General features: G+C 68.7%; 26 protein-coding genes. 13 read left to right on the forward strand and 13 right to left on the reverse strand.

Annotated features, from left to right (window positions below; genetic code table 11):
• Positions 1 to 28: 28 nt before the first annotated feature.
• The 6 genes from nagZ (at position 29) to LZ605_RS21355 (ending at position 4,529) form a co-directional block, all read left to right on the forward strand.
• Entirely contained in the window at positions 29 to 1,036 is a 1,008-nt protein-coding gene (nagZ, locus tag LZ605_RS21330) for a beta-N-acetylhexosaminidase (protein WP_249843240.1), read from the forward strand.
• On the forward strand, positions 1,036 to 1,590 hold the full coding sequence (locus tag LZ605_RS21335; RefSeq protein ID WP_005418223.1) for a hypoxanthine-guanine phosphoribosyltransferase: 555 nt from the start codon (positions 1,036 to 1,038) through the stop codon (positions 1,588 to 1,590). Before nagZ ends, LZ605_RS21335 begins: the two co-directional genes overlap by 1 nt.
• Before the next feature lie 81 nt (positions 1,591 to 1,671).
• Positions 1,672 to 2,418 carry an S-methyl-5'-thioinosine phosphorylase gene (locus tag LZ605_RS21340; protein WP_249843241.1) on the forward strand — a complete coding sequence of 249 codons (747 nt, stop codon included), beginning with the start codon at positions 1,672 to 1,674 and terminating at the stop codon, positions 2,416 to 2,418.
• An 88-nt stretch (positions 2,419 to 2,506) separates the two neighbouring features.
• Entirely contained in the window at positions 2,507 to 2,713 is a 207-nt protein-coding gene (locus LZ605_RS21345) for a cold-shock protein (RefSeq protein WP_005410590.1), read from the forward strand.
• A 95-nt stretch (positions 2,714 to 2,808) separates the two neighbouring features.
• Positions 2,809 to 4,077 (forward strand): FAD-dependent oxidoreductase, encoded by a 1,269-nt coding sequence (locus LZ605_RS21350; RefSeq protein WP_249843242.1) that lies wholly within the window; start codon positions 2,809 to 2,811, stop codon positions 4,075 to 4,077.
• A gap of 182 nt (positions 4,078 to 4,259) precedes the next feature.
• A complete protein-coding gene (locus LZ605_RS21355; protein WP_107231168.1) occupies positions 4,260 to 4,529 on the forward strand; it encodes a hypothetical protein in 270 nt (89 codons plus the stop codon).
• A 1-nt stretch (position 4,530) separates the two neighbouring features.
• On the opposite strand, the gene pdeM is transcribed toward LZ605_RS21355, so the two are convergent.
• From pdeM to LZ605_RS21375, 4 genes are read right to left on the reverse strand one after another with little or no spacing between them, the layout of a single operon-like run.
• Positions 4,531 to 5,169 carry a ligase-associated DNA damage response endonuclease PdeM gene (gene pdeM / locus LZ605_RS21360; RefSeq protein ID WP_249843243.1) on the reverse strand — a complete coding sequence of 213 codons (639 nt, stop codon included), beginning with the start codon at positions 5,167 to 5,169 and terminating at the stop codon, positions 4,531 to 4,533.
• Positions 5,159 to 7,618, reverse strand: coding sequence for a ligase-associated DNA damage response DEXH box helicase (locus tag LZ605_RS21365; protein WP_249843244.1), 2,460 nt, complete (start codon positions 7,616 to 7,618; stop codon positions 5,159 to 5,161). The genes pdeM and LZ605_RS21365 overlap by 11 nt, the downstream gene beginning before the upstream one ends.
• Positions 7,615 to 9,222 (reverse strand): ATP-dependent DNA ligase, encoded by a 1,608-nt coding sequence (locus LZ605_RS21370; RefSeq protein WP_249843245.1) that lies wholly within the window; start codon positions 9,220 to 9,222, stop codon positions 7,615 to 7,617. Before LZ605_RS21370 ends, LZ605_RS21365 begins: the two co-directional genes overlap by 4 nt.
• Positions 9,219 to 10,217, reverse strand: a complete 999-nt coding sequence (locus LZ605_RS21375; protein ID WP_249843246.1) for a ligase-associated DNA damage response exonuclease — start codon at positions 10,215 to 10,217, stop codon at positions 9,219 to 9,221. Before LZ605_RS21375 ends, LZ605_RS21370 begins: the two co-directional genes overlap by 4 nt.
• Positions 10,218 to 10,330: 113 nt before the next feature.
• Between LZ605_RS21375 and LZ605_RS21380 the strand changes: the two genes are divergently transcribed.
• Positions 10,331 to 11,968 (forward strand): acyl-CoA dehydrogenase family protein, encoded by a 1,638-nt coding sequence (locus LZ605_RS21380; RefSeq protein ID WP_249843247.1) that lies wholly within the window; start codon positions 10,331 to 10,333, stop codon positions 11,966 to 11,968.
• Positions 11,969 to 12,250: 282 nt separating this feature from the next.
• On the opposite strand, the gene LZ605_RS21385 is transcribed toward LZ605_RS21380, so the two are convergent.
• The 3 genes from LZ605_RS21385 to LZ605_RS21395 form a co-directional block, all read right to left on the reverse strand.
• On the reverse strand, positions 12,251 to 12,661 hold the full coding sequence (locus tag LZ605_RS21385; protein ID WP_249843248.1) for a hypothetical protein: 411 nt from the start codon (positions 12,659 to 12,661) through the stop codon (positions 12,251 to 12,253).
• Between the two features lie 123 nt (positions 12,662 to 12,784).
• Positions 12,785 to 13,126 (reverse strand): hypothetical protein, encoded by a 342-nt coding sequence (locus LZ605_RS21390; RefSeq protein ID WP_004153024.1) that lies wholly within the window; start codon positions 13,124 to 13,126, stop codon positions 12,785 to 12,787.
• A gap of 122 nt (positions 13,127 to 13,248) precedes the next feature.
• Positions 13,249 to 14,424 (reverse strand): thiolase family protein, encoded by a 1,176-nt coding sequence (locus tag LZ605_RS21395; protein WP_249843249.1) that lies wholly within the window; start codon positions 14,422 to 14,424, stop codon positions 13,249 to 13,251.
• 182 nt (positions 14,425 to 14,606) lie between these two features.
• On the opposite strand from LZ605_RS21395, the gene LZ605_RS21400 reads away from it, so the two are divergent.
• Complete coding sequence (locus tag LZ605_RS21400; protein ID WP_249843250.1) at positions 14,607 to 17,453, forward strand: autotransporter serine protease; 2,847 nt, start codon at positions 14,607 to 14,609, stop codon at positions 17,451 to 17,453.
• Between the two features lie 44 nt (positions 17,454 to 17,497).
• Here the strand turns inward: LZ605_RS21400 and LZ605_RS21405 are convergent, their stop codons facing one another.
• Positions 17,498 to 18,595 (reverse strand): Glu/Leu/Phe/Val dehydrogenase dimerization domain-containing protein, encoded by a 1,098-nt coding sequence (locus LZ605_RS21405; protein WP_107231160.1) that lies wholly within the window; start codon positions 18,593 to 18,595, stop codon positions 17,498 to 17,500.
• Between the two features lie 277 nt (positions 18,596 to 18,872).
• Between LZ605_RS21405 and LZ605_RS21410 the strand changes: the two genes are divergently transcribed.
• On the forward strand, positions 18,873 to 19,949 hold the full coding sequence (locus LZ605_RS21410) for an HDOD domain-containing protein (protein WP_249843251.1): 1,077 nt from the start codon (positions 18,873 to 18,875) through the stop codon (positions 19,947 to 19,949).
• A 4-nt stretch (positions 19,950 to 19,953) separates the two neighbouring features.
• Here LZ605_RS21410 and LZ605_RS21415 read toward each other — a convergent pair whose 3' ends face one another.
• The 3 genes from LZ605_RS21415 to LZ605_RS21425 form a co-directional block, all read right to left on the reverse strand.
• Positions 19,954 to 21,543: a phospholipase D family protein gene (locus LZ605_RS21415; RefSeq protein ID WP_249844966.1), complete on the reverse strand. Its 1,590-nt coding sequence runs from the start codon at positions 21,541 to 21,543 to the stop codon at positions 19,954 to 19,956.
• A 74-nt stretch (positions 21,544 to 21,617) separates the two neighbouring features.
• The gene (locus tag LZ605_RS21420) at positions 21,618 to 22,316 is read right to left on the reverse strand and encodes an RNA pseudouridine synthase (RefSeq protein WP_249843252.1); all 699 of its coding nucleotides are present in this window, start codon (positions 22,314 to 22,316) and stop codon (positions 21,618 to 21,620) included.
• A gap of 47 nt (positions 22,317 to 22,363) precedes the next feature.
• On the reverse strand, positions 22,364 to 22,864 hold the full coding sequence (locus tag LZ605_RS21425) for a M48 metallopeptidase family protein (protein WP_249843253.1): 501 nt from the start codon (positions 22,862 to 22,864) through the stop codon (positions 22,364 to 22,366).
• Positions 22,865 to 22,925: 61 nt separating this feature from the next.
• On the opposite strand from LZ605_RS21425, the gene LZ605_RS21430 reads away from it, so the two are divergent.
• Complete coding sequence (locus LZ605_RS21430) at positions 22,926 to 23,483, forward strand: DUF2058 domain-containing protein (RefSeq protein ID WP_249843254.1); 558 nt, start codon at positions 22,926 to 22,928, stop codon at positions 23,481 to 23,483.
• Positions 23,484 to 23,589: 106 nt separating this feature from the next.
• On the forward strand, positions 23,590 to 23,856 hold the full coding sequence (locus tag LZ605_RS21435; protein WP_249843255.1) for a DksA/TraR family C4-type zinc finger protein: 267 nt from the start codon (positions 23,590 to 23,592) through the stop codon (positions 23,854 to 23,856).
• 506 nt (positions 23,857 to 24,362) lie between these two features.
• Here LZ605_RS21435 and LZ605_RS21440 read toward each other — a convergent pair.
• Positions 24,363 to 24,956: a mechanosensitive ion channel family protein gene (locus LZ605_RS21440; RefSeq protein WP_249843256.1), complete on the reverse strand. Its 594-nt coding sequence runs from the start codon at positions 24,954 to 24,956 to the stop codon at positions 24,363 to 24,365.
• Positions 24,957 to 24,992: 36 nt separating this feature from the next.
• The gene (locus LZ605_RS21445; RefSeq protein ID WP_249843257.1) at positions 24,993 to 25,172 is read right to left on the reverse strand and encodes a hypothetical protein; all 180 of its coding nucleotides are present in this window, start codon (positions 25,170 to 25,172) and stop codon (positions 24,993 to 24,995) included.
• 125 nt (positions 25,173 to 25,297) lie between these two features.
• On the opposite strand from LZ605_RS21445, the gene LZ605_RS21450 reads away from it, so the two are divergent.
• Positions 25,298 to 25,876 (forward strand): RNA polymerase sigma factor, encoded by a 579-nt coding sequence (locus LZ605_RS21450; RefSeq protein ID WP_032965935.1) that lies wholly within the window; start codon positions 25,298 to 25,300, stop codon positions 25,874 to 25,876.
• Positions 25,873 to 26,406 carry a hypothetical protein gene (locus LZ605_RS21455; RefSeq protein WP_249843258.1) on the forward strand — a complete coding sequence of 178 codons (534 nt, stop codon included), beginning with the start codon at positions 25,873 to 25,875 and terminating at the stop codon, positions 26,404 to 26,406. Before LZ605_RS21450 ends, LZ605_RS21455 begins: the two co-directional genes overlap by 4 nt.
• Positions 26,407 to 26,413: the final 7 nt, after the last annotated feature.

The following is a 26,413-nucleotide window of genomic DNA, read 5'->3' on the forward strand; positions in this document are numbered from 1 at the left end:
ATGAGGGCGCGCGTTGTGGAGATCGACCATGCTGCTGATCGGCGTTGCCGGCACCGAACTGACCGCCCAGGAACGCGACTGGCTGCAGCACGATGCCGTGGCCGGGGTGGTGCTGTTCAAGCGCAACTTTGCTTCGCGCCAGCAGGTGACCGATCTGAGCGCGGCCATCCGCGCCGCTGCGCCGCGCCCGCAGCTGATCTGCGTGGACCAGGAAGGCGGCCGCGTGCAGCGCTTCCGCGAGGGCTACAGCGCGCTGCCGCCGCTGCAGGAGATCGGCGCGATGTACGCCACCGATCCGCAGCGGGCGCTGGCCATGGCCGAGCAGCACGCCTGGCTCATGGCCAGCGAGGTGCGAGCCAGCGGCGTGGACCTGAGCTTCGCGCCGGTGGTCGATCTGGGCCGCGGCAATCGCGCCATCGGCAACCGTGCCTTCAGTGAAGACCCGCAGGTGGTGGCCGCCTTCACCGCCGCCTACGTGCGTGGCATGCACGCGGTCGGCATGGCCGCCACGCTCAAGCATTTCCCCGGTCACGGCACCGTGCTGGAGGATACCCACGTCGATACCGCGATCGATCCGCGCGCGCTGGACGAACTGCGTGCGCAGGACCTGGTGCCGTTCCAGGCCGGCATCGCCGCCGGTGCCGACGCGGTGATGATGGCGCACGTGATCTATCCGCAGGTGGCGCCGGAGCCGGCAGGCTATTCGCCGCGCTGGATCCAGGACATCCTGCGTGGCGAACTCGGCTTCCGTGGCGTGGTGTTCTCCGACGACATCGGCATGGCCGCCTCGCACAGCGCCGGCGGTGTGCCCGCGCGCGTGCACGCGCACCTGGACGCCGGCTGCGACGTGGTGCTGGTCTGCCATCCCGAGCTGGTCGATGAAGCCCTGCACGCGGTGCAGGGGCGCTCCCTCAATACCGCTGCGCTGCTGGGCCTGATCGGCCGCGGCGCGCTTGGCTGGGATGGCCTGTTGGCCGATGCCCGCCATGGCGACACCCAATCCCGTCTGCTTGAAACCCTTGGAAGAACCGTCTGATGCCCAACCTCACCATTTCCCAGGCCCTGGCCCAGGCTGACCTGCTGGTCGACCGCCCCACCATCGACAAGGCCATCGCCGCTATCGCCGACGCCATTGCGCGCGATTACAAGGGCGAGGTGCCGCTGTTCCTGTCGATCATGCACGGCGCGCTGCCCTTCGCCGGCCAGCTGGCGCTGGAACTGGGCGCGCGCGGCCAGGACGTGCAGTTCGATTACCTGCACGCCACCCGCTACCGCGGTGAAACCACCGGTGGCGACCTGGTCTGGAAGCACAAGCCGGCCACCTCGCTGTTCGGCCGCCGCGTGCTGCTGGTCGACGACATCCTGGATGAGGGCTACACCCTGCAGGGCGTGCGCACCTGGTGCCTGGAGCAGGGCGCGACCGACGTGCGCATCGCCGCGATGACGGTGAAGAAGCACGATCGCGCGCTGCCGGACGTGACCGCCGACTACGCCGGCATCGAACTGCCGGATCGTTACGTGTTCGGCTTCGGCATGGACGTCAACGAAACCCTGCGCTGCGTGCCGGCCATCTACGCAATGAAGGAATAACGGCGCGGCCGCCCGCGGCGCACCGTTTCCACCGCCGGCATCCTCGGGTGCCGGCGTTCGTCTTTTCATGGAGTGCTTCGAATGCAACAGATCGCCCTGGCCGTGATCGGCGGTACCGGTGTCTACAACCTGGCCAAGCTCGACGACGTGCAGACCCACGAGGTCGACACCCGTTTCGGCCGTCCGTCCGGCCCGGTGCGGGTGGGCACGCTGCTCGGCCACCGCGTGGCGTTCCTGGCGCGCCATGGTGAAGGCCACTCGCTGCCACCGCACAAGATCAACTACCGCGCCAACCTGGCCGCGCTGCAGCAGCTGGGCGCGCAGCGGGTGCTGGCGTTGAACACCGTGGGCGGCATCACCGAACACTTTGGGCCGCGCGTGCTGGCCTGCCCGAACCAGATCATCGACTACACCTGGGGCCGCATCAGCACGATCTGTGAAGAAGAGGGCACCGACGTGGTTCACGTCGACTTCGGCCATCCGTACACGCCGATGCTGCGCAGCAAGATCCTGGCGGCGGCCAAAGTGACCGGTGTCACGGTCCATGACGGTGGCTGCTACGGCGCAACCCAGGGCCCGCGCCTGGAAACCATCGCTGAAATCGCCCGCATGCGCCGGGACGGCTGTGACCTGGTGGGCATGACCGGCATGCCCGAAGCCGCGCTGGCACGGGAGCTGGGCCTGGATTACGCCTGCCTGGCGATCATTGCCAACTGGGCCGCCGGCTGCGGGGAGGGCGAGGAGATCACGATGGCCGAAGTGCTGGCCAATGTGCAGGCCGCCAGCAACGGACTTCCGGAACTGGTGGGCGAATTGGCACGGGGGTGATTGTCTTCCCCGAGCAAGCTTTGCATACTCAGCTTGTGCGCGGGTTCAGCGTACACCACCCATTCATTGCATAAGGTCTCGCATCACCATGCCGAACGGTACCGTCAAGTGGTTCAACGACGCCAAGGGATTTGGCTTCATCTCGCCGGAGGATGGCAGCGCCGACGTGTTCGCGCACTTCTCCGCCATCAACTCCAAGGGCTTCCGCAGCCTGCAGGAAGGCCAGCGTGTCACCTATGACGTGACCCAGGGCCCGAAGGGTGCCCAGGCTTCGAACATCACGCCGGCCGAGTGATCCACTCGACAGTGCGTTGAAAACCCCGCTTCGGCGGGGTTTTTTTTGCGCCGCCGTTGCGGCCATGAAGTTGCCGCCTCGGGCACAATGGGGGCATGACGGAACGACTGCGCATCGCCGTGATCGGCTACGGCACCGCCGGCCAGGCATTGGCCATCCTGCTCACCCGTGACGGTCACGAGGTGGAGATCTTCGAACGGGTGCCGACGCCGGGGCCGGTCGGTGCCGGCTTCCTGCTGCAGCCCAGCGGCCTGCAGGTGCTGTGGCAGATGGGTCTGCTCGACGCAGTGCGCGCGCATGCCGCGCCGGTGCACCGCCTGTACGGCGACACGCCGTGCGAACGTGCGGTGATGGACATGCGCTATGACGGCCTGGACGCGCGGCTGCATGGCCTGGGCATGCAGCGCGGTGCCCTGTTCTCGCTGCTGGACCACGCACGTGGCGGTGCCGGCCAGCTGCACGCCGGCACCACCATCGTCGATGTGGACAGCGCGCAGGGCCGCGTGCGCGACAGCGAAGGTCGCCTGCACGGCCCGTTCGATCTGGTGGTGGCCGCCGACGGTGCAGCCTCGACCCTGCGCGGCACCCTTGGCGGTGGCGCTGCGCTGGACCGTGTGTATCCGTGGGGCGCGCTGTGGTGCCTGCTGCCGGCCGAAGACTGGCCGCACATGCAGGAACTGCGGCAGCGCTACGTAGCCGCGCGCAAGATGATCGGGCTGCTGCCGGTCGGCACCCGGCCCGGCGACGACACGCCGCGACTGAGCTTCTTCTGGAGCCTGCCACGCAGCGATTTCGAGCGTTGGCAGGCCGATGGCATGGCGCCGTGGCTGGACGAACTGCATGCGCTGTGGCCGCAGGCCAGCGCCCGCTTCGCGCATCTGCGCGAGGCCGGCCAGCTGGCGCGCGCGGTCTACCGCGATGCGGCGATGACGCGTTGGCATCACGGTCGCATGGTGCTGGCCGGTGATGCCGCCCATGCAATGAGCCCGCAGCTGGGGCAGGGCGTGAACATGGCGCTGCTGGATGCCGTGACGCTGCGCGATGCGCTGCGCAGGCACGGCGCAGGCGCCGAAGCATTGCAGGCCTACCAGGCGCAGCGGCGCGCGCACGTGGCGGTTTACCAGCGCTGGAGCCGTTGGCTCACGCCGCTGTTCCAGTCCGAGCGCGATGCCTGGGCGAAGGCGCGTGATGTGCTGCTGGGGCCGATGGGAAAGCTGCCGGGCGGTCGTGGCCACATGCTGCGGGTGCTCAGCGGCACCCAGCATGGCTGGTTCGGTTCGCTGGCGCTGGATCCGGCTTTCATCGCTGCGATGGCCTGCCGCGAGCAGGCGCCTGCAGGCATCGCGGCAACAGCTCGTGCGTGAAGCATTTCGTCACGTGAATTAACGGTTGCGTCACTGCGGTTATGCGAAAAGAAGTGAGCACGCGACAGTCGCGTCGCCCGTTTTCCTTTCCGTGATCAACATCGCGCGTGGCCCGGGCGGCACCGCCGTTGCGGCCTGTTGCGGCCCGGACGTGCCGCGTGATGTTGAAAGAGGAGGACGCCATGTTGTTCGCGGTCGAGGAGCTGGATTCGGAAATCTGCAAGCTGCGCGGTCTGCTGCAGATGCTGCACGAAGACCAGCCCGACGTACTGGAAGACGTGTTCGAGTTCCATGTCGGCAGCCTGATCAGCCATGCATCGCCGGAGCACCACGCGCGCATCCGCAGCTGTGCACAGGACATGCTCGCCGCAATCCGGGCACTGCCACGGCGGCGCGATGATGACACCGCCGATTTCCAGTTGATGCCGCAGCTGGGCGTGCGCCCGGCCTGATTCAGCGCGTCGACAGTGCCTCCAGCCCGCCCTCCACGCAGGCGATCATCTGCTCGCCAGGGGCGGGGACGGGCACGATTCCGGCGGTGAAGGCGGAGAAGGCGGGCAGGATCGTCATCCCCTCGCGCAGCCAGAACGCGGGAAAGCGCCGCCGCAACGCGGGCAGCGCGATCTGTGGGTGCAGATGTCCTGCAATCACATGCCTTGCCGGATCGGCCACAGGTTCATGGCGCAGCAGGAAGGGCCCGAGCGGGACATCGTCGTGGATCCGGACCTGCAGCTGTGCGTGGGCCAGGTGCCGGTCGTGGTTGCCACGCACGACATGCACTTCCAGCCCCGCATTGCGTTCGCGCCAGCCCTGCCAGTGCTGGTACCACGCCGCGCGATGCGCCGGCCCATGCAGGATGTCGCCGAGGATCCACAGTTCGCGGCAGGCATGTGCCTCGAGCAGCGCCTGCAGGCGCTGAAGGTCGCCAACGGTGCCGCCGCTGGGCAGTGCGATGCCGGCACGACGGAACACATCGGCCTTGCCCAGGTGCAGGTCGGCGATCAGCAACGCCTGTCGTGCCGGCCAATACAGCGCGCGGCTACCGAGCAATCGCATGGGCTCGCCGGCAAGCAGCAGATGCTCATCGACCATGGCGGCGCTCCAGCTGCTGCGCGGCGCGTTGCACCCGGGTGCGCCAGTCTTCGTTGCTGAACTGCCCGCGCAGGCGCTCGGCCCACAGCGGAAAACCCAGCGGCGTGAGTGATGCCGGCTGCTGCAGCGACAGTGCCTGGGTGCCAATCCGATCCAGTATCTGCTGCAGGCCCGGCAGGTCCAGGCTGTCGTGCAGGACTTCGCGCTCGGCCAGTGCCAGCAGCAGATGACCTGGGTCGTGCTCACGCAGGACGTCATAGAGCAATCCCGCCGAGGCCTGCAGCTGGCGCAGTGAACGCGGCATGCCGCCGGGCAGGCTGGGAACCAGCAGGCCGGCCACACGCGCGATGCCGCGGAACTGGCGGCGTGCCAGCTCGCCCAGATTCACCGCCTCACGCAGGTCTTCCAGCAGATGTTCACGGCTGAACAAGGCGCGCCACTGCGGCAGTTCGAGTTCGATGGCCTGCGCCGGTGCCAGCACCAGACCATGATCGTTCACCGCATAGCCGATGCTGTTGCGCTGCCGGCGGGCACAACGCAGCGCCAGCAGCGCCGCCAATGCCTCGTGCACGTGGCGGCCGGCAAAGGGATAGACGAACAGGAACTGGCCCTCGCGACGCCTCACATCTTCCACCAGCAGATGATCGGCACCGGGGCGCGCCGACAACTGTGCCTGCAGTGCCAGCAGCGGCGCCAGCCAGCCTGATTCGGCGCTGTCATCGGCACCGGACAATACCGCTTCCAGTTCGCGGCCCAGGGCCATCGACAGCGGCAGCTGCCCACCCTGCCAGCGTGGCACGACGCCGTCACCGCGTCCGCGCGCCAGCCGCACGAAGGCGGTCATGTCACGCAGCTGCACCAGCTCCAGCAGGCGCCCGGCGAACTGGAAGCGATCACCCCGGCGCAGGCGGCTGGCGAACTGTTCCTCCACTGCACCGAGCCCGCCACCACGCAGGAACTGTACGCGCACGCTGCCATCGCTACTGATGGTGCCGATTGACAAGCGGTGGCGCAGCGCCTGGCGGCGATCATGCATGCGGTAGCTGCCATCGGCATCGCGCACGACCTTGTGGAAGTCCGGGTACTGCGCCAGCGCCTGCCCGCCCTGCACGATGAACTCCAGCACGGCCTGCCATTGCGCGTCGCCCAGCGCGGCGAAGGCATGGGTACGCCGTACCTGGTCAAGCAGCGCCTGGCTGTCGAAGCCGCCGGCCAATGCGCGGCTTGCCGCGTGCTGGGCCAGCACATCCAACGACAGCGTGGGTGGCCGGCGGGCTTCGACCACGCCTTCGTGCAGTGCACGGCGCACGGCCGCATATTCGGCCAGTTCCAGTGCGTGGCTGGGGACGCACAGGATGGAGCCGCTGGCACCAGGGCGATGGCGTGCACGCCCGGCGCGCTGGCGCAGGCGCGCCACCCCTTTCGGGCTGCCCAGCTGCAGTACCTGTTCAACCTCGGGGAAATCCACGCCGAGATCGAGGCTGGAGGTCGCCACCACGCAGCGCAACGCGCCTGCGCGCAGGCCGTCTTCCACCTGCTGGCGCAGCGCCGGGTCCAGCGAGCCGTGATGAAGTGCCAGCGTATCGGCGTCTTCCGGCCATACCGCCGCCAGCGCCTGGTGCCACAACTCGGCCTGCGCGCGGGTGTTGGTGAACAGCAGGCTGCTGCGAGCGACCATCAGCGCATCCAGCACGCGTGGCAGCTGCGCCAGCCCGAGGTGACCGGCCCACGGAAAGCGTTCGCCGGGCGCCGGCAGCAGGCTGCGCACGGTGATCGGGCGCGAACGGACGCCCTGCACGATGGGAGCGTCCGGCCGGTCGGGCAGCAGCACCTGGCGGGCCTGCGCCAGGTTGCCCAGCGTCGCCGACAATCCCCACAGCTGCAGTGAAGGCGCAGCATCGCGCAGCACGGCCAGGTTCAACTGCAACAGCACGCCGCGCTTGTTGCCCAGCAGTTCGTGCCATTCGTCCACCACCACACAGCGCAGCTGGCGCATGCGTAGCAGCGTGTCGGGATAACTCAGCAGCAGCGCCAGCGATTCGGGCGTGGTCACCAGCACATCGACGCGGCCTTCGCGCGCCTGCCGTCGCTCGCGGTTGCTGGCATCAGCACTGCGCAGGCCGACCCGCCAACCCAGTCCCAGGCCGTCGATCACCGTCTGCAGCGCACGGGCGGTGTCGCTGGCCAGCGCGCGCAACGGCGTCACCCACAGCACCTGCAGCGGCCGCACCGCACTGGTACGGCGTGGTGCCGGCGGCGGATCAATCATCGCCTGCAGCAGCGGGCCGCCGAACATGGCCAGGGTCTTGCCGCTGCCGGTGGGCGTGTGCAGCAGCCCGGACTCACCGGCCAGGTAGTGTCGCCACATCGCGCGCTGGAACGGCAGCGAGCGCCAGCCGCGTGCCGCGAACCAGTCTTCCAGCCGGCGCAGCGCCTGGCTGCGCGTCATCGCGCCAGCGCCTGCAGAGCGGTCAGCCGGTCGGCTTCGCTGGCCGGCTTGTCGTGGCGCCAGCGCAGGATGCGCGGAAAACGCACGGCAATGCCCGACTTGTGCCGCGCACTGCGGTTGACCGCCTCGAAGCCCAGTTCGAACACCTGTTCGGCACGCACGCTGCGCACCGGGCCGAAGCGTTCGCGCGTATTGGCGCGGATCCAGCGGTCGAGCGTGAGGATTTCCTTGTCGTCCAATCCCGAATACGCCTTGGCCACCGGCACCAGCGTGTCGCCGTCCCACACCCCGAAGGTGTAGTCGGTGTACAGCGTGCTGCGCCGTCCATGCCCGGCCTGCGCGTACAGCAGCACCGCATCGATGGTGAGGGGATCGACCTTCCACTTCCACCAGTCGCCACGTCGTCGCCCCGATTGATAGACGGAGGCGCGGCGCTTGAGCATCAACCCTTCGACGCCGCGATCGCGTGCGCCATCGCGCAGTGCGGCGGCCTGCTGCCAGCCCTCGGCAGCAACCTCAGGCGACATCTGGATGCGCTTGTCATCCAGCGCGCCTATCAGCTCGGCCAACCGCGCACGCCGTTGCTGCAGCGGCAGTGCGCGCAGATCTTCGCCGTCCTGTTCAAGCAGGTCGTAGGTAAGTACGCGCACCGGCGTGTTGCGTAGCGTCGCCGCGCCGGGTTTTCGGCGCTGGATGCGGGTCTGCAATGCGGTGAAGGCACGCGGCAGGTCGCCGGTTTCATCCCAGGCCAGCAGCTCGCCATCCAGCACGCAGCCCTCGGGCAGCGCCATGGCGGCCTGTTCGATCTCGGGAAAGCGGCCATCGAGGCGTTCCTCGCCGCGCGACCATAGCGCCACTTCGCCGCGCCGGCGCAGCAGCTGAAGACGGATGCCATCCCATTTCCACTCCAGCAGCCAGTCTTCGATCGGACCCAGCCGTTCGCCCGGCTCGCCCTCCATCGGCGAGGCCAGGAAGAACGGGTAGGGCTGCTGCCGATCCTGCGGCAGTTCGTCGGCCGACAACAGCTGCGCCAGCAGTCCGGGCGAGGGTACCCACGCACCGAGCATGCGCTGGGCGATGCGCGCGATGTCCAGGCCGGACCATTCGGCCAGTGCCTGCTGCACCAGCCGCTGCGAGACACCCACGCGCAGGGCGCCGGTCAGCAGCTTGTTGAACACCAGGCGCTCGCCGCTGCGCAACTGCCGCCAGCCGGCGACGACCGCCGCGCGGCGCTCGCCCTCGGCACGGTTGGCCACGGCCAGCAGGTGCTGTTCGATCCAGTCCGACAACGGCCGGTCGGCGGCGGGATGCAATGGATCATCCAGCAGCAGGGTCAGTGTTTCGGCCAGATCGCCGACCTGGGCATAGCTGTCTTCCACCAGCCAGGCGGGCAGACCGGATTCTTCGGCGATCCAGCTGCGCAGCTCGCCACTGGTGGCGATCCTGCGGCGTGCGCCGCCGACCTTGCCGCCGCTGAGCAGGAACAGCGCCCACGCCGCATCGTGCGCCGCGGCGTGGCGGAAGTAGTCGATCAGCGCGGCACGCTTGTCCAGGGTGGCCGTGCTGCGGTCCAGGCGCTGGTAGAGCGCGGCGAAAGCCTTCATTCCTCGCTCCCGAAATCGGTGCGGAAGGCTTCGGCGGCGATGCCGCGCTCGCGCAGGAAGGGAATCAGCGCATCGGTATTGCCATGGGTGGCGATCACCCGCGAGGCGCGCGTCTGCTCGATGGTGTGCAGCAGCGCGGGCCAGTCGGCGTGGTCGGAGATGACGAAACCGCGATCGACATTGCGACGTCGGCGATTGCCACGCAGCTGCATCCAGCCCGAGGCGAATCCCAGCTGGTGGCGGCCGAAGCGGCGCATCCAGGGCGTGCCGGCCGCCGAGGGCGGGGCCAGGATCAGCTGACCGGCGGCATCGGGCTGTCGTCCCTGTTCGGCCACGGCCAGCGTTTCCAGCATCGGCACGCCGGCCTGCCGGTAGACCGCCACGCCATTGGCGATGGCGCCATGCAGCCAGGCGGGCCGGTCATCCAGCGGCAGCAGCTCGGCCAGTACCCGCTGCGCCTTGCCCAGCGCGTAGCACAGCAGGATGGCCGCTTCGCCGCGCTGCGCGCATTCGCGGCGCCAGGCCACGATCTCGGCGGCCACCGTGGCGGTGTCCGGCCAGCGGTAGATCGGCAACGCGAACGTCGCCTCGGTGATGAAGGTATCGCAGGGCACCACTTCGAACGGCGTGCAGGTCGGGTCGGGCTGGCGCTTGTAATCGCCGGAGGCAACCCAGACCTGCTCGCCGTCATCGATGCGCACCTGCGACGAGCCCAGCACATGGCCGGCGGGATGCAGCGACACCTGCACCCGGCCCATGCCGAAGGCCACCCCGTCGGCATGGCCGTGCACCTGCACATCGCCCAGTCGCCAGCGCAGGATTGGCAGGCTGCCCTGGCTGCAGTGATACTCGCCCATGCCCGGGCGGGCGTGATCGCCGTGGCCGTGGGTGATGACCGCGCGCGGCACCGGCCGCCAGGGATCGATATGGAAATCGCCGGCGGCGCAGTAGAGCCCCTCCGGGCGCAGCACCACCAGATCGTCGTTGCCTGTCATGCCACCACTGTGGCCGCGCCCTCGTGCACGGGGTGAGAACCGGCCTGAACGCGGGCTTGGCGGGCGATGCGGCACAATCGCAGCGCGCCTCTGTTGCCACCAGGACGGACCGGATGAGTGGACCCAGTTTCAGCAGCGTTGTTCCGTTTGAAACCCATGTGGTGCTGAACCAGCCACCGCCGTTCGCCGGCCACCCGCTGTGGACCGACGACGTGGCGCTGATGGACGCGGTGCAGCGCGAGGGCGCCGCGCATTTCTCGCCACGACTGAGCGTGTACGGTGCGCTGGCCGGCGATGAGCTGTACACCCTGGGCTTTGATGCCAATCGTGACCGCCCGCGCCTGCGCACGCATGACGCGCAGGGCCATCGCATCGACACCGTGGAGTTCCACCCGGCCTATCACCAGTTGATGGACGCGGCGAAGACGCATGGCGTGGCGGGGCTGTCCTGGCACGAGCCGCAGCCTGGCGCGCATGTTGCGCGTGCGGCGCTGAGCTACCTGCACCATCAGGCCGAAGCCGGCACCAGCTGTCCGTTGACCATGACCCATGCGGCGGTGGCGGTGCTGCAGTCGCAGCCGCACCTGGCCGACTGGGCGCGCAAGGCCGCCGCGCCGGTGTATGACCCGCGCGACGTGCCGGTGGCGGACAAGGCCGGCATCACCCTGGGCATGGGCATGACCGAGAAACAGGGCGGCTCGGACGTTCGCGCCAACAGCACGCGTGCCGAGCCGATCGACGGCGAGCGCTATCGCCTGGTAGGGCACAAATGGTTCTTTTCCGCCCCCATGTGCGATGGCTTCCTGGTGCTGGCGCAGGCGCCGGCGGGAATGACCTGCCTGCTGATGCCACGCCGGCTCGCCGATGGCGACCGCAACGCGTTCCGGCTGATGCGGCTGAAGGACAAGCTGGGCGACTGGGCCAATGCCTCCAGCGAGGTCGAGTTCTGCGGGGCACAGGCATGGCGCGTGGGCGAGGAGGGACGCGGCGTGGCCACCATCATCGGCATGGTGATGATGACCCGCCTGGACTGCATGCTCGGCGCAGCGGCAGAGATGCGCATGGCGCTGGCGCAGGCGCTGCACCATGCGCGGCACCGCCGCACCTTCGGCAAGCTGCTGGTGGAACATGCACTGATGGCCAACGTGTTGGCCGATCTGGCGCTGGAGTCTGAAGCGGCCACGGTGCTGGCGATGCGCATCGCCCGTGCGGTCGACCGTGCCGGCGTGGATGCCAATGAAGCAGCGCTGGCGCGGCTGGGGACCGCGCTGGGCAAGTACTGGGTGTGCAAGCGTGCGGCGGTGTTCGTCAACGAAGCGCAGGAATGCCTGGGCGGCGCCGGTTATGTGGAGGAGTCGATGTTGCCGCGGCTGTACCGGCAGGCACCGTTGAACTCGATCTGGGAGGGCAGCGGCAACATCCAGTGCCTGGACGTGCTGCGCACGCTGTCGCGCGAGCCGGAGGCGCTGGCAGCATTGCGCGGTGAGCTGGCGGCCGTGGCCGACCGGGATGCGCGTTATGCAGCGGCCTTGCAGCGCTGGGCAGCGGCGCCGCCGCCGGAAGAATCGCAGGCGCGGATCTTCTGCGAGCGCACCGCGCTGCTGTTGCAGGCGGCGTTGCTGCTGCGCGCGCGCAGCCCGATGGCCGAGGCGTTCGTGCGCAGCCGGCTGCACGGTGAGCATGGGCTGGCGTTCGGGACGCTGCCGGCGGGGGTGGATCTGGCGACGATGCTGGCGCGCGCGTTGCCGTAACCGGCGGCCAACGGCGGAGCCCCTCGGGGTGGGCGCTGATGCGTATGGATGGGCCGCGCGGGTAGGTTGCGCAGGGGGCGCCGTGAATACGTCCGTGTAGGCTCGGGCGCGCCATCCATGGCGCTTACGCCCCTGCGCAACCTACCCGCGCGGCCTTGGACACTTTCCGTGCGCGTCCACCACGGAATCAACAGAAGAAGCGAAAAGCAGAATGCAGAAAAGCCGCGCCAGTGCCGCGGCTTTTCCTGTAGCGCCGAGCCCATGCTCGGCTACCGGTAGGGCTTAGTGCTTGGCTTCTTCCTTGGCGGCATTCGCCTTTGCCTCGTTTGCGACATCGCGCGCCTTGTCGGCAACCTTCTGCGCGGCGTTGGCGGTGGTGTCGCTGGCGTGCGCGGCGGCATCGGTCGCTGCGTCCTTGGCCTTGTCGGCGGCATTGGCCGTGGCATCAGCGGCCTTGTCCAGGGCCTGCTGGGTGTCGGCGGCGGCCTGTTCAGAGGCAGCTGCGGTCTTGTCGGCGGCGTCGCGGGTGGCAGCGGCGGCCTTGTCTACGGCGTCGCGGGCGGCAGCACCGGCGCTGTCGGCGGCCTGCTGCGCGTCCTGCTTGGCCTGTTCGGCTTCCGGGCCCTTGCAGGCGGCCAGGGCCAGCAGCAGGGAGGCGGCCAGCACGGTGGTGGTGATCGGACGAATCTTCATGGCGGTCTCCGCTGCTGCAATGGATGGGGACGCCAGCCTATTCATGCCGTTGTGAAGACCGGGCAAAGAAAAAGCCGCTGGCGAACCAGCGGCTTTTCCAGAACAGCATGAAGAAAGAAGTGATTACTTCTTGGCTTCTTCAGCAGCGTCCTTGGCCTTCTCGGCGGTGCCTTCGGCAGCCTTGGCAGCGTCGGCAGCAGCGCCGGCAGCAGCGTCGGTGGCAGCAGCGCCAGCCTGGGCAGCGGCGTCGACCGAAGCGTCAGCAGCGGTGGCGGCGGTGTCAGCGGCCTGCTGGGCAGCGTCGGCGGTCTGGGCGCCGGCAGCGGCGGCCTGGTCGGCAGCAGCCTGGGCTTCGGTGGCGGCTTCGTTGGCCGAAGCAGCGGCGTCCTGGGCAGCTTCCTGCTTCGAGCAGGCGGCCAGGGCCAGAGCCAGGGACATCGCGACCAGCAGCTTGTTGATGCTCATTGTGTGAATCCTCGTCGTTAGATTAGGCAACGCGCAACTGCGCGCCGACAACATGATGACAAGCCAAGATTGGGTGTCAAGCGATCCCGCATTCATTTTTGCGAAATCATCGTTAAATCTTTTCAAATCAATTCGATGGCGATTGCCGTCGCTTCGCCGCCACCGATGCACAAGGTGGCAATGCCGCGCTTGCCACCGCGCGTGCGCAGGGCGTTGACCAGGGTCACCACCAGACGGGCACCGGACGCACCGATCGGATGGCCCAGTGCGCAGGCACCGCCATTCACGTTGAGCTTGTCATGCGGGATGCCCAGCTCGCGCATCGGGGCCATGGCGACCACGGCGAACGCTTCGTTGATTTCGAACAGATCGATCTGCTCCAGCGACCAGCCGGTCTTGGCCAGCAGCGCGTGGATCGCGCCGATCGGGGCGGTGGTGAACCACTCCGGTTCCTGCGAGTGGGTGGCATGGCCGACAATCCGCGCCAGCGGGGTGATGCCACGCGCAGCAGCGTCTTCCTCGGTCAGCAGCACCACGGCGGCGGCGCCGTCGGAAATGCTGGAGGAGCTGGCGGCCGTCACGCTGCCATCCTTCTTGAACGCCGGACGCAGGGTCGGAATCTTGGCGATGTCCGAACGGCCGGGCTGTTCGTCGGTGGCGAACTCGACCTCACCCTTGCGGGTGGCGACCTTCACCGCGACGATCTCGTCGGCGAAGGCGCCATTGGCCTGCGCGGCCTGTGCGCGCTTGACCGACTCGATGGCGTAGGCGTCCTGTTCCTCGCGGGTGAACTGGTACTTGTCCACCGCGCATTCGGCGAATTCGCCCATCGCCTTGCCGTCGTAGGCATTGACCAGGCCGTCGTGGGCCATGTGGTCGACCGCCTGGAAGTTGCCGAAGCGGTTGCCGGTGCGCGAATTGGGCAGCATGTGCGGGGCGTTGGACATCGATTCCATGCCGCCGGCGACCACGATGCTGGCCGAACCGGCCTTGATCAGGTCATGGCCGAGCATGATGGTCTTCATGCCCGAGCCGCACACCTTGTTGAGCGTGGTGGCACCGGCCGACAGCGGAATGCCGGCGGCAATCGCGGCCTGGCGGGCGGGCGCCTGGCCGAGGTTGGCCGGCAGCACGCAGCCCATGAGGACTTCAGAAACGTCGCCGGCAGGAACACCCGACTGTTCCAGGGCTGCAGCGATGGCGGCCGCGCCGAGGGTGGGGGTCGGCACGCCGGTGAACTGGCCGAGGAAGGAGCCGATGGCGGTGCGCTTGGCGGCGGCGATGACGATGTTGGACATGGCAATCTCGTTGATGCGTAAGCAAAGTTCGGAAAGGAGACCGCGGACGTTGGAAGCGCCCCGGTTTCCCGGCAGACTGCGTGGGGGTCGGCCCAAGTATAGAGGGTCGGGGAGGGCTGCCGCTGGGCAGCGCCGGTTACCTGCCGGGATGAAGGCAGGCCAACGTTCATGGGAAGGATTCGATGGAACGCACGACAACGGTCAAGACTGTCCTGGCAACCGCGCTGACGATGGCGCTCACGGCCTGTGGAGGTGGCGGGGGCGGCGGCAGCAATGTACGCGTCGACCCACCGCCGACCACGCCGACGCCACCGACCACACCCACGCCGACACCCCCGGCGCCGGCCAAGCCGCAGGAGCCCACCTTCGACGCGCATCTGGCAGTTACCAATGCACGGCCGGCACAGGCGGCAGGGCTGAACGGCCAGGGCGTGCGCATCGGCATCGTCGACTCGGGCGTGCAGCGCAACGCCGCTGCATTGAACGGCCGGGTGATCGGCAACCTCAACTACATCGACCCGGCCCGCAACAATCTCGGCGTCGATGACGTGGTCGGCCACGGCACCGCTGTGGCCAGTCTGGCCGCGGGTGCCGCCGTGGGTTCGTGGCCGGGCGGCATCGCGCCGGGGGCGCAGATCGTCTCGGCACGGATCATCTCCGACAAGCCGCCGGCCGATGATGGCAGCGGCAAGGGCAACGCGTTCAGCGGCCCGCTGGGCGTGGCCCAGGTCCACCAGGATCTGATCAACTACAACGTGAAGGTGATGAACAATTCGTGGGGCGGCCTGTACTGGACCGACCTGCCGACCACCGCGCAGGTGGCTGCCGAGTACCGCCCGTTCGTGATCAACCACGGTGGGCTGGTGGTATTTGCTGCCGGCAACGACGGCCGCAGCGAGCCGAGCAGCCTGGCCGCACTGCCCAGCCAGCAGGGTGTGGCCGGTTCGCTGCCGGCAGCCGACCTGGAGCGGGGCTGGCTGGTGGCGACTGCGGTGGACCCGTATTCGCCCGGCTCCCTGGCCAGCTACGCCAATGCCTGCGGACAGGCGGCACGCTACTGCCTGGCAGCACCGGGCAGTGCGGTCTATCCCGATGCCTCGGGGGGCTCCTACTACTGGAACTACGGCACCTCGTTCGCGGCGCCGCTGGTCTCCGGCGCGGCCGCACTGGTCTGGCAGCGCTTCCCGTACTTCGACAACAACCTGGTGCGGCAGACCCTGCTGGGCACGGCCAAGGACATCGGCGCGGCCGGTGTCGATCCGGTGTTCGGGTATGGCCTGCTGGACATCGGCCGTGCGATCAACGGCCCCGGCCGCTTCGACTGGGGTGACGTGGTGGCCGACGTGGACACCGCCTCGACCGGATCGGTGTGGAGCAACGACATCGCCGGCAGCGGTGGCCTGGTCAAGCGCGGCGGCGGAACGCTGGTACTGAGCGGCAACAATGGCTACACCGGCGCCACCCGCATCGAACGCGGCATCCTGTCGCTGCGCGATGGCGGTGTGATCCGCTCCAACGTGACCATCCTCGGCCAGCCTGACCCGGATTCCACCGGCCTGCAGTTCAACGGCGGCACGCCGCGCGTGGTCGGCAACGTGGTCAATGGCAGCAGCGTGTTCCTGACCACCGGCAACACCACCGGCACCATCGAGGGCAACTACACCCAGCAGGCCGGCGCGCAGCTGATGATCGCGCTCGGCGCCAGCGCGCTGCAGGTCACCGGCACGGCGGCGATCGATGGCGGCGTGCGCGTGCATGGTTTCGTGTCCGGCTATGTGCCGCAGGATGGCAGCCGGCAGGACCTGATCCATGCCGCGGGCGGGCTGTCAGGTACGTTCAGCGCCGCAGCCACCTCCACTGGGCTGCAGGGTCTGTCGTTGCTGCAGACCAGCTATGGCTATGACAGCACCAACGCCTGGTTGAACCTGACCCGGGTCAGCGTCACCGCCGCCGCCTCCGGGCTGGGGGCCTCGGCGCAGGCCACCGCGCAGCGGCTGGACAGCGCGTTCACTACGCTTGATGGCAACAGCGGCCTGCAGGCGACGCCGTTCGGTGCGGCCGCCGGTGCGTTGCAATGGACCGGTGGCGGCCGTGAGGGCCTGGCAGCCAGCCTGCAAAGCCTGTCCGGGCAGGCGCATGCGCGCGCCGAGGCCGCCACGTTCGACAGCATCGACATGTCGCGGCGCGCGATTGCCGAGCGCTTCGATCGCGTGCAGGCCACGCCGCAGCTGCGCGGTAGCTGGCAGAGCGCGCTGGGCGAAGCCGGGCAGGGCAGTTCTGCCGGTAACAGCGCCGACAGCCGTGGCTGGATGGCCGGCCAGGACCTGCCGCTGGGCAGCACCGGCCTGATGGGCGTGGCCTTCGGCGAGACCCGCAGCAACGGTGGCAGCCGCTTCGGCGGTGATCGTGGGCGTGATCGCCAGGCGCAGGCGCAGCTGTATGCCGGCTGGAACCTGGGGCGCGGCTATGCGCTGGCCCAGGTCGGCAGCGGCCAGTTCACCCGCGCGCTGGATCGCCAGCTGCTGCTGGGCGCCGGCGCCTATGGGGTCTCCGTGCGTTATGGCGGTCGTTTCAGCAGCGCCAGCGTGGAAAGCGGTTATCGCCTGGGCCGCGCCGGTGCTTCGATGACACCGTATCTGGGGGCCAGCACCACGCGCGTGGATACCGATGCGTTCAACGAGCTGGGTGGATTCGGCTTCGGTCTGCGCGGTGATGCCAACCGCGTGCAGCGCAGCCAGATGCTGGCCGGCATCCGTGGCGAGCGTGGCTGGGGGCGCTGGACGCTGCGTGGACATGCCGAGTGGCAGCAACGGCTGGACGGCGGTGACGCCGATTGGCAGGCCAGCTTTGTCGGCGTCGATGCCTGGGCGCCGCTGGCAGGCGGCAACGCGCCGCGTGGCAGTGCGCTGCTGGGCGTGGCGCTGGAGTCGTGGTGGGGCCGCAATGGCCGCCTGAGTGTGGGCTTCGACCAGCGCGTCGGCGGCGAGGGCGCGCGCCAGGCCGCATTGCGCTACAGCACCGGGTTCTGATGCAACGGTCGCGCCGGGTAATGCCCGGCGCGACGCCTTCAGCCTCAGCCGCCGCGCAGGTTACCGAGGCGCGGCGTGCTGCGGCCCAACGGCATCTTCAGCTTGCCGATGGACAGGATGCGGCTTTCGGCGATGCGGTCGGCGGCGCGCTGCGGTGCGATGTTCTCGCGCTGCGACAGTTCGAAGATGCGGGTGAGGTTGTGATAGATGCTGCGGATCAGGCGCATCGCGCGTTCGCGGTTGTAGCCGTCGATTTCCAGCGACACGTTCATCACGCCACCGGCGTTGACCGCATAGTCCGGTGCATACAGGATGCCGCGTGCGTGCAGCTGGTCGCCGATGTCCAGGCTCGACAGCTGGTTGTTGGCGGTGCCGCAGATGATCTTCGCCTTGATCCGCGGCACGGTGTCGGCATTGATCGCGCCTTCCAGCGCACACGGTGCGAACACGTCGGCGTTCACTTCGTGGATCTCATCGGGCTTGACCGCTTCGGCGCCGAAATCGCTGACCGCGCGATCGACCAGGGTGCTGTCCAGGTCGGTCACGTACAGCTTGGCACCGCGGTCGCGCAGCAGCTTCACCAGTTCCATGCCGATGTGGCCCAGGCCCTGCACGGCGATGCTGGTCTTGCCCACTTCCTCGTGGCCGAACTTGAAGCGCATCGAGGCCATCAGCGCCTGCAGCGCACCGTAGGCGGTGAACGGTGCCGGATCACCCGAGCCGCCGTGGACCTGGTGCACGCCGGTCACGAACTGGCTCTCCAGGTAGATGTTCTCCATGTCGTTGACGTCGGTGCCGACGTCCTCGGCGGTGATGTAGCGCCCGCCCAGCGAATCCACATAGCGGCCGAAGGCGCGGAACAGCACTTCGGTCTTGTCGGTCTTGGGGTCGCCGATGATCACCGCCTTGCCACCACCGACGTTGAGGCCGGCCAGCGCATTCTTGTAGGTCATCGTCCGGCTCAGCCGCAGCACGTCGGCCAGCGCCTCGTCGGTGCTGGCGTAGGGGCGCATGCGCACGCCGCCCAGGGCCGGGCCCAGGGTGGTGTTGTGGATGGCGATGATCGCCTTCAGGCCGGCATCGTGGTTGTGGCAGAACACCACTTGTTCGTGGCCGGTGGTGGCGAGGGTTTCGAATAGCATGGCGTCTCCGATGGCACGAACAGCGGCGAACTGCAGCGAACGGCCAATGAACGGTAGGGTCCCAAAACAAAAAAAGCGACGTCGTCGGTGCAGGGGGACGGGTCGCGCGGCGCCATTCTAGTCCATTCCCCCGGCACTTGCCGTCGACAGCGGCGGCGGTCCGGTTAAAGAAGATGAAAGTGCGGCCGATGCTGCGACGACGGCCGGTGGCCGGATCGGCGTGAAGAGGCAGGCGGTCAGTGACGGCAAGGGCACCACAACAACAGGGCAGGCAGCGATGAGAACGGCGTGGTGGCGACGCCTGCGCGGCTGGCTGGCGCGTTCGACCGGGGCCGCACCGTCGCGTCTGGCGGCCGTTTCGCGACAGGCGGTGGCCGCCGCAGCGGCCAGCCTGCAGGGCGAGGCCTTGCCTGCGGGCGAGATCGCCGGGCACCTGCAGCGTGGCCTGCACGCGCTGGCGTTGTACCCGCGGCTGGCCGGCGAGCCGGAACCGGCGCAGAACGCCGGGCTGGCCGATGCGGTGGCGCGCGCGCTGCAGGCCCGCGACTGGGCGGCCCGGCAGTTGCCACGCCGGCCGCAACTGCTGCCTCAGCTGATCCAGACCGTCAACGATGACGCTGCGTCTGCACGGGTGATGGCGGCGATCATCGGCCAGGACCCGGTGCTGACCGGCAACCTGCTGCGCATCGCCAACAGCCCGGCCTACAAGGTGCACGAACGTCCGGTGGAGAGCCTGCAGCGGGCGGTGACCCTGGTCGGCACCGAAGGCGTGCGCCAGATCATCAGCGCCGTGCTGGTACAGCCGGTGATGCAGGTGCAGTGCGAGGTGTTCCCGCAGTTCAGCGCGATCATCTGGGAGCACGCCCTGCTGGCCTCGCGCGCCGCCGCCGACCACGCGCGCACGGTCACCTTCGGCGATGCATTCGCCGCGCAATGGCTGGGCCTGGTGCAGGGGTTGGGTTCGGCACTGGTGATGCGCCAGCTGCTGCAGGAGGCACAGGCGCGCGGCGAAAGCGTGGAGCCGGCATTGGCCCTGCAGTTGCTGCAGCAATGGTCCTTGCCGCTGGCACAACGCGTGGCTGCGGCCTGGGAGCTGCCCGAACCGGTGCATCAGGCGCTGGCGCCGGAGGCCGAGGGGCCACTGGCCGACAGCCTGCGCCTGGCCAGTGCCGCCGCAGCGGCCAGCCTGCTGTGCCGCCATGGCCACGCCAGCCAGAGCCGCATGCTGGCCCTGCTGGAGCAACTGCCGTCGGCCCCGCCGCATGCACTGCGCTGGATCTGGCGGCGCCTGCACGGGCGCAGCGTGGAAACGCTGGATGAAGCCGGGCAGGAAGAGGCCGGCCCAACCCCCTGACACCCTACAGCTGCGATTCCACCGGCAGCCAGCTGATCACCCGCGCGGTCCAGCGCTTGCCCAGGCTGGCACCGGGTTCGGCCTCCACCCAGTGCGGTGGCGGCTGCCGTTCCAGCCAGCGCAGCCTGTCGTTGTGGCCCAGGGCCAGCCACCAGCTGTGGGCGGGGCCGGCCAAGCGCAGGTACTCCTCGCGCAGCTGCGCCCCGAGTACCGGATCATCGAACAGCACGCCCATCTCGGTGTTGAGGTAGGCCGAGCGCGGGTCGAGGTTGAACGAGCCGACGAAGCCGCGCCGGTCGTCGACCACGAATGCCTTGGTATGCAGGCTGGCGCCACTGCTGCCGAACAGGCTGGTATCGGGACGGCCGTGCGCCTTCAGTTCGTACAGCTGCACCCCGGCCTGCAGCAGCGGAACGCGGTAGCCCATGTAACCCCCATGCACGGCGGCCACATCGTTGGCGGCCAGCGAATTGGTGACCACACCGACCTGCGCGCCAGTGGCGGCCAGTGTCGACAGCGCACGTACGCCATCGTCGCCGGGCACGAAGTAGGGCGAGATCAGCAGCGCGCTGCGGCGGGTGCTGCGCAGTTCCTCGCTCAGCGTGCTGACCAGCCAGCTGCGGCGGTCATCGTCGCGATGCTTCATCGGCGGATCGGAGGCGATGCGGACCTCGGCGCTCCAGTGCAGTGGTTCCGGGCTGGGCCGCTGCAGCAGGCGCGAGGCTGCCACGCGCTGCAGGTAGGGCTGGGCCTTGGCCTGCATCGCATCCAGGTCCGATTGGCGCACCAGTTGCCGCAGCTGCGCATCGGTGTAGGACGCCAGTGCGGAAATCGGAATCGCCGCGCGGCTGTTCCAGTAGTCGTCGAAGATCCGGTTGGCCTGCTGTACCGCCGGCCCGGCCACCACCAGGTCCAGGTCCTGGAAGTTCACATCATCGCGCGCACTGAAGTATTCCTCGCCGATGTTGCGGCCGCCGACGATGGCGATGCGGCCATCGGCGATCCAGCTCTTGTTGTGCATGCGGTGGTTCACGCTGAAGGCGCGTTGCACCAGTTCCAGCGTGCGGGCGATGCCGCTGCGGTTGCGGAACGGGTTGTACAGGCGGATCTCGATGTTGGGGTGCGCATCGAGCGCCATCATCAGCGCGTCCTTGTCCTTGGCATTCATGTCATCCAGCAGGATGCGCACGCGTACACCGCGCTCGGCAGCGTCATACAGCGCCTTGGCCATCAGGTGGCCGATCAGGTCGTCGTGCCAGATGTAGTACTGCAGGTCCAGGCTGCGGCCGGCGTGTGCGGTGATCATCGCGCGCGCGGCGAACGCGTCCATGCCATCACTGAGGAAGGCCACGCCGGACTTGCCGGGATGGGCATCCTGCAGCGGCACGATCTCCCGGTCGATGCGGGTTTGCGCCGGCTGCAACGGCAGCACCTGCGAGGGCGCGCCCTGCGCCTGCGGCGTGAGATGGTCGGCCAGCAGCAGGCCGGACAACACCAGCAGCAACAGTGCGGCGAGGAGGAGTGCGGCGATGCGCAGCAGGCGTCGCCACAGGGGCTTGGGTAGGCTCATGCCCCGATGGTAGAGCCACGCAATGCGTGGAGGAATGTCTGCAGGATCGATCCGGGGTCAGAGCCCTTTCCGCAGGAAAGGGCTCTGACCCCGGCGCCTCAGAACCGCTCGTCGCTGCCCAGGTAACGCCACTGTCCCGGCGGCAGCGGCCCCAGCGCCACGCGGCCGATCCGCAGGCGGCGCACCGCCATGACCTGCAGGCCGGCAGCGGTCACCGCCACGCGCAGGCCTTTGGCGGTCAGCCCCTTGCCGGCAAAACGCAGGCGCAGCTCGCTCTGCCAGCTGACCTTGGCACCGCCGGATTCCTGCTGCAGGCGCGCCAGCAGCCACGGCCCGCGCTCGGGCCCGCCTTCGGCCACTTCGATCAGGTACTCCTGCTCGGTACGGCCCAGGTTGCGCTGCAGGTGCGCCAGCGTGGCCGGATCCTGGCTGACCACCACCAGCCCGCTGTCGCTGGCCGGAAGCGCGGCGGCCAGCTGCAGGCCATGGAAATGCCGTTGCAATGCGCGGGTGCCGCTGGCATCGAGTTCGCTGCGGCTGTCACTGCTGACCAGCGCGCACAGCGTTTCGGCGGCGACGCCGGCCGGCTTGTGCAGCAGCATGCTGACCCGTTCGGCCTTGTCGTCGCTGGCCTGCTCGGCCACCACGATCACCGCGCTGTCATCGACCGGCCGCTGCGGTTGCTCCACCACCTCGCCGTTGACCGAAACCCAGCCGCCCTCGATGTAGCGCCGCGCCTCGCCGCGCGGGATCCCGAGCAGGGCGGACAGGTGTTTGTCGAGACGGGTCGGTTCCATGGCGGGCAGGTCGGGCAGGGGGCGCGCAGTGTAGCTGCTGCGGCGGGTCAGCGCTGGCCGCGGTTGGCCAGCTCGGTCAGGTACAGGCGGGTATCGAACTCCAGCTGCAGGTAATCCGGTTCCATGTGCTGGCACAGCTGGTAGAAGGCCTTGTTGTGGTCGGCTTCCTTCAGGTGCGCCAGCTCGTGCACCACGATCATGCGCAGGAACGCGGCCGGTGCCTGGCGGAACACGGTGGCGATGCGGATTTCGCGGCTGGCCTTGAGGCGGCCGCCGTGCACGCGCGAAATGGCAGTGTGGGTGCCCAGCGCGTGCTTGATGACCTCCAGCGTGTTGTCGTAGCAGACCTTGTTCAGCGGCACCGATTTGCGCAGGTAGCGGTCCTTCAGGTCCTGGGTGTAGTCGTACAGCTGGCGATCGCTGCGCACCTGGTGCGGGTCGGGGTAGCGCTGCTGCAGCCAGGGGCCGAGCCTGCCCTGTGCCAGCAGTTCGCTGACCTGGGCGACCAGGGGGTCGGGATAGCCGGTGAGGTACTTCAGGACTGCCATGCAGGGGCGGCGGGGCGTCGGTAGAATGGGGCATCCAGATTACACGCGGTACGCATCGACCATGGCAAAGCCCAACGCGCTGCAGGAACAATTGCTCAAGGCCGGCCTGGCCAGGAAGTCGCAGGCCAGCGCCGCCGCGCGCGAGCAGGCCAAGGCCCGGCAGGGCAAGACCGAGTCGGCGTCGGCCGAGGTCCAGCGCGAGGCTGAACGTGCCCGCGCCGAGAAGGTCGAGCGTGACCGCACGCTGGCGGCCGAGCGCAACGCCCAGGTCCGCCAGGCTGAACAGAAGGCGCAGGCCCGGCAGATCATCAGCGCCCACGCCGTGCCTCACAAGGGCGATGACGAGTACCGCTTCAGCGACGGCGCGGCGATCCGCACCCTGTTGATCGACCCCAAGCTGCGCAAGGCGCTGTCGGTGGGGGTGCTGGTGATCGTGGCCCACGGTGACGGCTACGCGCTGCTGCCGCGCGCCGCCGCAGAGAAGGTGCGCGAGCGCGCCCCGGAGGCGATCATCGTTGACCACGGCCAGCCGGGCTCGAGCGCCGAGATCTCCACCGGCAACGCCGAGGACGACGCCTACTACGCCCAGTTCCAGGTACCCGACGACCTGGTCTGGTAAGGCGCGGCTGAACCGGCCGCTACGCCCGCCGGGCATGGCCCGGGGCTACCATTTGCGGCGCGGTGTATCGTCCCCATATCGGGCGACACACCTGCGGAGGATGGCCATGGCCACCGGTTGGGCGGGAGACGGCGCGGTCCAGGACCAGATCGACGCCACCGTTGACGATGCGATTGCCCGTGCGCGGCGCCAGCTGCGCCACGGTCCGGGTCTGGAACACTGTGAGGAATGCGACGCGCCGATCCCGTTGGCGCGGCGTCAGGCCGTGCCCGGCGTGCGCCTGTGCGTGGCCTGCCAGCAGGCACACGATGAAGCGGAACAGGCCCAGAGCGGCTACAACCGCCGCGGCAGCAAGGACAGCCAGCTGAGGTAAGGGGTGTCCGGCAGGGCTGCGCCCTGCACCTGCCGAAGCCTTCAAGCCAGAGCAACGGCAAGAGCTGGCGTTCCGTGGGGTGGCGGGGCGGTGTCGGAGTGCGGGGACGCCGCAAGTACGTCCTTGTAGGCTTGGCAGCCGCATCCATGCGGCTGACACCCCGCACTCCGACACCGCCCCACCTCCGACAGATTTCCGCGATCGGGTACATCCCGCCGTGCGTGGATAAATTTCCATCGAAATCGAAAATTTCGACATCGGAATGATTTGAGCCGAGCATGGCTCGGCTCTACAGAAGAACGGACAGCTCGCGGAAATCTGTCGAAGGCGGGGTGGGTCCGGTTGAGGGGGCGTGAGCCGCATGGATGCGGCGACCGAGCTTACATGGACGTACTTGCAGCGTCCCCCTCAACCGGACCCACCCCGCCATCCCACGGATGGCATGCTTTTGCCATTGCCGTTGCTCCGAGCAGGTGCAGGGCGCAGCCCTGCCGAAAACCCCACCCTCAGCCGTCGCCCTGGATGCCGCCGGGGGCCTGCGCCGGGTCGCGCCAGCGGCGCACCGTGCGTTGGAAGAACAGGTTGTTCGGCAACTGCAGCACCGTGCCTTCGTGGCCGTCGCCGGTCTCCTGCAGCGTGGTGTAGATCAGGTTGACGTCGATCACCCGGCCCTTCAGGCCCGGCTTTTCGCCGTTCTCCAGCACCTCGATGTAGTCGTGCAGGCGGAACGGGCGGGTGGTGAAGATCAGCAGCGTGCAGAAGATGTTGGACAGCACGCTCCAGGCTGCGAAGAAGGCCACCGCACCCACCGCGGCGAAGCCGGTGAAGGCGGTCCACAGCACTGACGGCGATGCCCCGAGCAGGCTGAGGATGTACAGCAGGGCACTGAAATAGACCACGAAGCTGATGATGCGGCGCGCGCCCATCACCATTTCCGGTGGCAGTGTGTAGTGCTCGGCGAAGCGCCGGATCAGGTGACGGGCGAGCACCCGCAGCAGCCAGGCCACCAGCAGCACCAGCACGATCTGCAGGGCGACGCCTGCGTAGTTCAGCCACGGGTGGGTCCAGGCCGGCAGGTGATCCTTCAGCGACAACATCATGGGGGCGACAACAGGTGGCGATAACGGCCCTCGATGTTACCCGCCGCGTGCCGGTGTTTCGACCATTGGTGTCCAGGCCAGGCAGACCAGCGCCTGGCGATGCTGGTGCAGGCAGGCGCGGCCGGCGTCGCTCCGCAGATGCAGCGACAGGCCCAGGGCCTGCAGCACGACGCAGGCCGCGATCACCAGCAGGGCGGCGCAGGTTGGGCTGGACATGACAGGACTCCACAGGAGGTTTTCAGCAGGGACTTCCCATGGATGCAGCAACCACCGGAAAGGTTGCATCGCTTCACGCGAGGATCGGCTCTAAACCTTTTCCCGGCTCGTTGCATCCAAGCGATATGCTCGACACCACCATGCCCGCGCCGCCTGCCGCCAACGATGCCGTCGATGAACCCGCTTTGGTGCGGGCGGCCGCCGCCGGCGATACGGCCGCCTATGAACTGCTGTACCGGCGCCACGCGCCACGCGTGTTCGCCGTGCTGTGGCGGCTGTGTGGCGGCCAGCAGGCACGTGCCGAGGATGCATTGCAGGAAGCCTTCCTGCAGGCGTGGAAGGCGCTGCCGGGGTTCCGTTTCGAGAGCAGCCTGTCGACCTGGCTGCACCGGCTGGGGGTCAACGCCGCACTGATGGAACTGCGCGGTCGCGCCGCCGGGCAGGACCACGACAGTCTGGAGGATGTCGACGGCGGCCTGCAGGAACTGGCGGTGCATGACCGTTGCGCGGGCACCGAGCGTGACCTGGAGCGCGCATTGTCGACACTGCCACCACGGGCGCGTGCGGTACTGGTGTTGCACGATATCGAAGGCTGGAAACACCAGGAAATCGCCGAGCAGCTGCAGATGGCTGTCGGCAGTTCCAAAGCACAGTTGCATCGTGCGCGCGGCCTGTTGCGCGCACGGCTGGGAGACATGACATGAGTACGCACGACCACGATTCCGACTCCGACCTGCAGGCCCGGCTGCGCGCGCTGCCCAACGAGCGCGATGTGCCGGCCGATGGCTGGGCACGCCTGTCGGCCCGGCTGCCGCCACGCCAAGCGCAGGCGGCTCCGGTGACCACCGGCAACGTGGTGGCGCTGCCGCGACGTTCACCGCGCCGCGTGTGGTTGCCGTTGGGCGCAGCGCTGGCGGCCAGCCTGGCGCTGTATGCGGTGGCGCCGTGGCGCCATGCGCCGCCGGACGCGCCGGCGCCGTCCCCCCTGCAGCTGCAGGCGGCGGCGATGACCGAACAGTACCAGCAGGCCGTTGCGGCGCTGCCCGATGGGCGCGCACCGGAATGGCAGCCGGCGCTGCATGAACTGGATGAAAGTGCGGCGCAGATCCGGGCCGCGCTGGCGCAGGATCCGCGCGCCCCGCACCTGCTTGGCCAGCTCAAGCGCACCTATGCGCTGCGGCTGGAACTGACCCGGCAGGCGGCCTATGCCGTCGAGTCCGGCCTGACGACCTGAGGAGACC

The sequence above is a fragment of the Stenotrophomonas maltophilia genome (assembly GCF_023518235.1).
Lineage (GTDB): Bacteria > Pseudomonadota > Gammaproteobacteria > Xanthomonadales > Xanthomonadaceae > Stenotrophomonas.

What these genes read in the sequence shown, in the direction of transcription:
- nagZ (WP_249843240.1), top strand. Translation starts at nt 29, where the DNA reads ATGCTGCTGATCGGCGTTGCCGGCACCGAACTGACCGCCCAGGAACGC.
- LZ605_RS21335 (WP_005418223.1), top strand. Translation starts at nt 1,036, where the DNA reads ATGCCCAACCTCACCATTTCCCAGGCCCTGGCCCAGGCTGACCTGCTG.
- LZ605_RS21340 (WP_249843241.1), top strand. Translation starts at nt 1,672, where the DNA reads ATGCAACAGATCGCCCTGGCCGTGATCGGCGGTACCGGTGTCTACAAC.
- LZ605_RS21345 (WP_005410590.1), top strand. Translation starts at nt 2,507, where the DNA reads ATGCCGAACGGTACCGTCAAGTGGTTCAACGACGCCAAGGGATTTGGC.
- LZ605_RS21350 (WP_249843242.1), top strand. Translation starts at nt 2,809, where the DNA reads ATGACGGAACGACTGCGCATCGCCGTGATCGGCTACGGCACCGCCGGC.
- LZ605_RS21355 (WP_107231168.1), top strand. Translation starts at nt 4,260, where the DNA reads ATGTTGTTCGCGGTCGAGGAGCTGGATTCGGAAATCTGCAAGCTGCGC.
- pdeM (WP_249843243.1), bottom strand. Translation starts at nt 5,169, where the DNA reads ATGGTCGATGAGCATCTGCTGCTTGCCGGCGAGCCCATGCGATTGCTC.
- LZ605_RS21365 (WP_249843244.1), bottom strand. Translation starts at nt 7,618, where the DNA reads ATGACGCGCAGCCAGGCGCTGCGCCGGCTGGAAGACTGGTTCGCGGCA.
- LZ605_RS21370 (WP_249843245.1), bottom strand. Translation starts at nt 9,222, where the DNA reads ATGAAGGCTTTCGCCGCGCTCTACCAGCGCCTGGACCGCAGCACGGCC.
- LZ605_RS21375 (WP_249843246.1), bottom strand. Translation starts at nt 10,217, where the DNA reads ATGACAGGCAACGACGATCTGGTGGTGCTGCGCCCGGAGGGGCTCTAC.
- LZ605_RS21380 (WP_249843247.1), top strand. Translation starts at nt 10,331, where the DNA reads ATGAGTGGACCCAGTTTCAGCAGCGTTGTTCCGTTTGAAACCCATGTG.
- LZ605_RS21385 (WP_249843248.1), bottom strand. Translation starts at nt 12,661, where the DNA reads ATGAAGATTCGTCCGATCACCACCACCGTGCTGGCCGCCTCCCTGCTG.
- LZ605_RS21390 (WP_004153024.1), bottom strand. Translation starts at nt 13,126, where the DNA reads ATGAGCATCAACAAGCTGCTGGTCGCGATGTCCCTGGCTCTGGCCCTG.
- LZ605_RS21395 (WP_249843249.1), bottom strand. Translation starts at nt 14,424, where the DNA reads ATGTCCAACATCGTCATCGCCGCCGCCAAGCGCACCGCCATCGGCTCC.
- LZ605_RS21400 (WP_249843250.1), top strand. Translation starts at nt 14,607, where the DNA reads ATGGAACGCACGACAACGGTCAAGACTGTCCTGGCAACCGCGCTGACG.
- LZ605_RS21405 (WP_107231160.1), bottom strand. Translation starts at nt 18,595, where the DNA reads ATGCTATTCGAAACCCTCGCCACCACCGGCCACGAACAAGTGGTGTTC.
- LZ605_RS21410 (WP_249843251.1), top strand. Translation starts at nt 18,873, where the DNA reads ATGAGAACGGCGTGGTGGCGACGCCTGCGCGGCTGGCTGGCGCGTTCG.
- LZ605_RS21420 (WP_249843252.1), bottom strand. Translation starts at nt 22,316, where the DNA reads ATGGAACCGACCCGTCTCGACAAACACCTGTCCGCCCTGCTCGGGATC.
- LZ605_RS21425 (WP_249843253.1), bottom strand. Translation starts at nt 22,864, where the DNA reads ATGGCAGTCCTGAAGTACCTCACCGGCTATCCCGACCCCCTGGTCGCC.
- LZ605_RS21430 (WP_249843254.1), top strand. Translation starts at nt 22,926, where the DNA reads ATGGCAAAGCCCAACGCGCTGCAGGAACAATTGCTCAAGGCCGGCCTG.
- LZ605_RS21435 (WP_249843255.1), top strand. Translation starts at nt 23,590, where the DNA reads ATGGCCACCGGTTGGGCGGGAGACGGCGCGGTCCAGGACCAGATCGAC.
- LZ605_RS21440 (WP_249843256.1), bottom strand. Translation starts at nt 24,956, where the DNA reads ATGATGTTGTCGCTGAAGGATCACCTGCCGGCCTGGACCCACCCGTGG.
- LZ605_RS21445 (WP_249843257.1), bottom strand. Translation starts at nt 25,172, where the DNA reads ATGTCCAGCCCAACCTGCGCCGCCCTGCTGGTGATCGCGGCCTGCGTC.
- LZ605_RS21450 (WP_032965935.1), top strand. Translation starts at nt 25,298, where the DNA reads ATGCTCGACACCACCATGCCCGCGCCGCCTGCCGCCAACGATGCCGTC.
- LZ605_RS21455 (WP_249843258.1), top strand. Translation starts at nt 25,873, where the DNA reads ATGAGTACGCACGACCACGATTCCGACTCCGACCTGCAGGCCCGGCTG.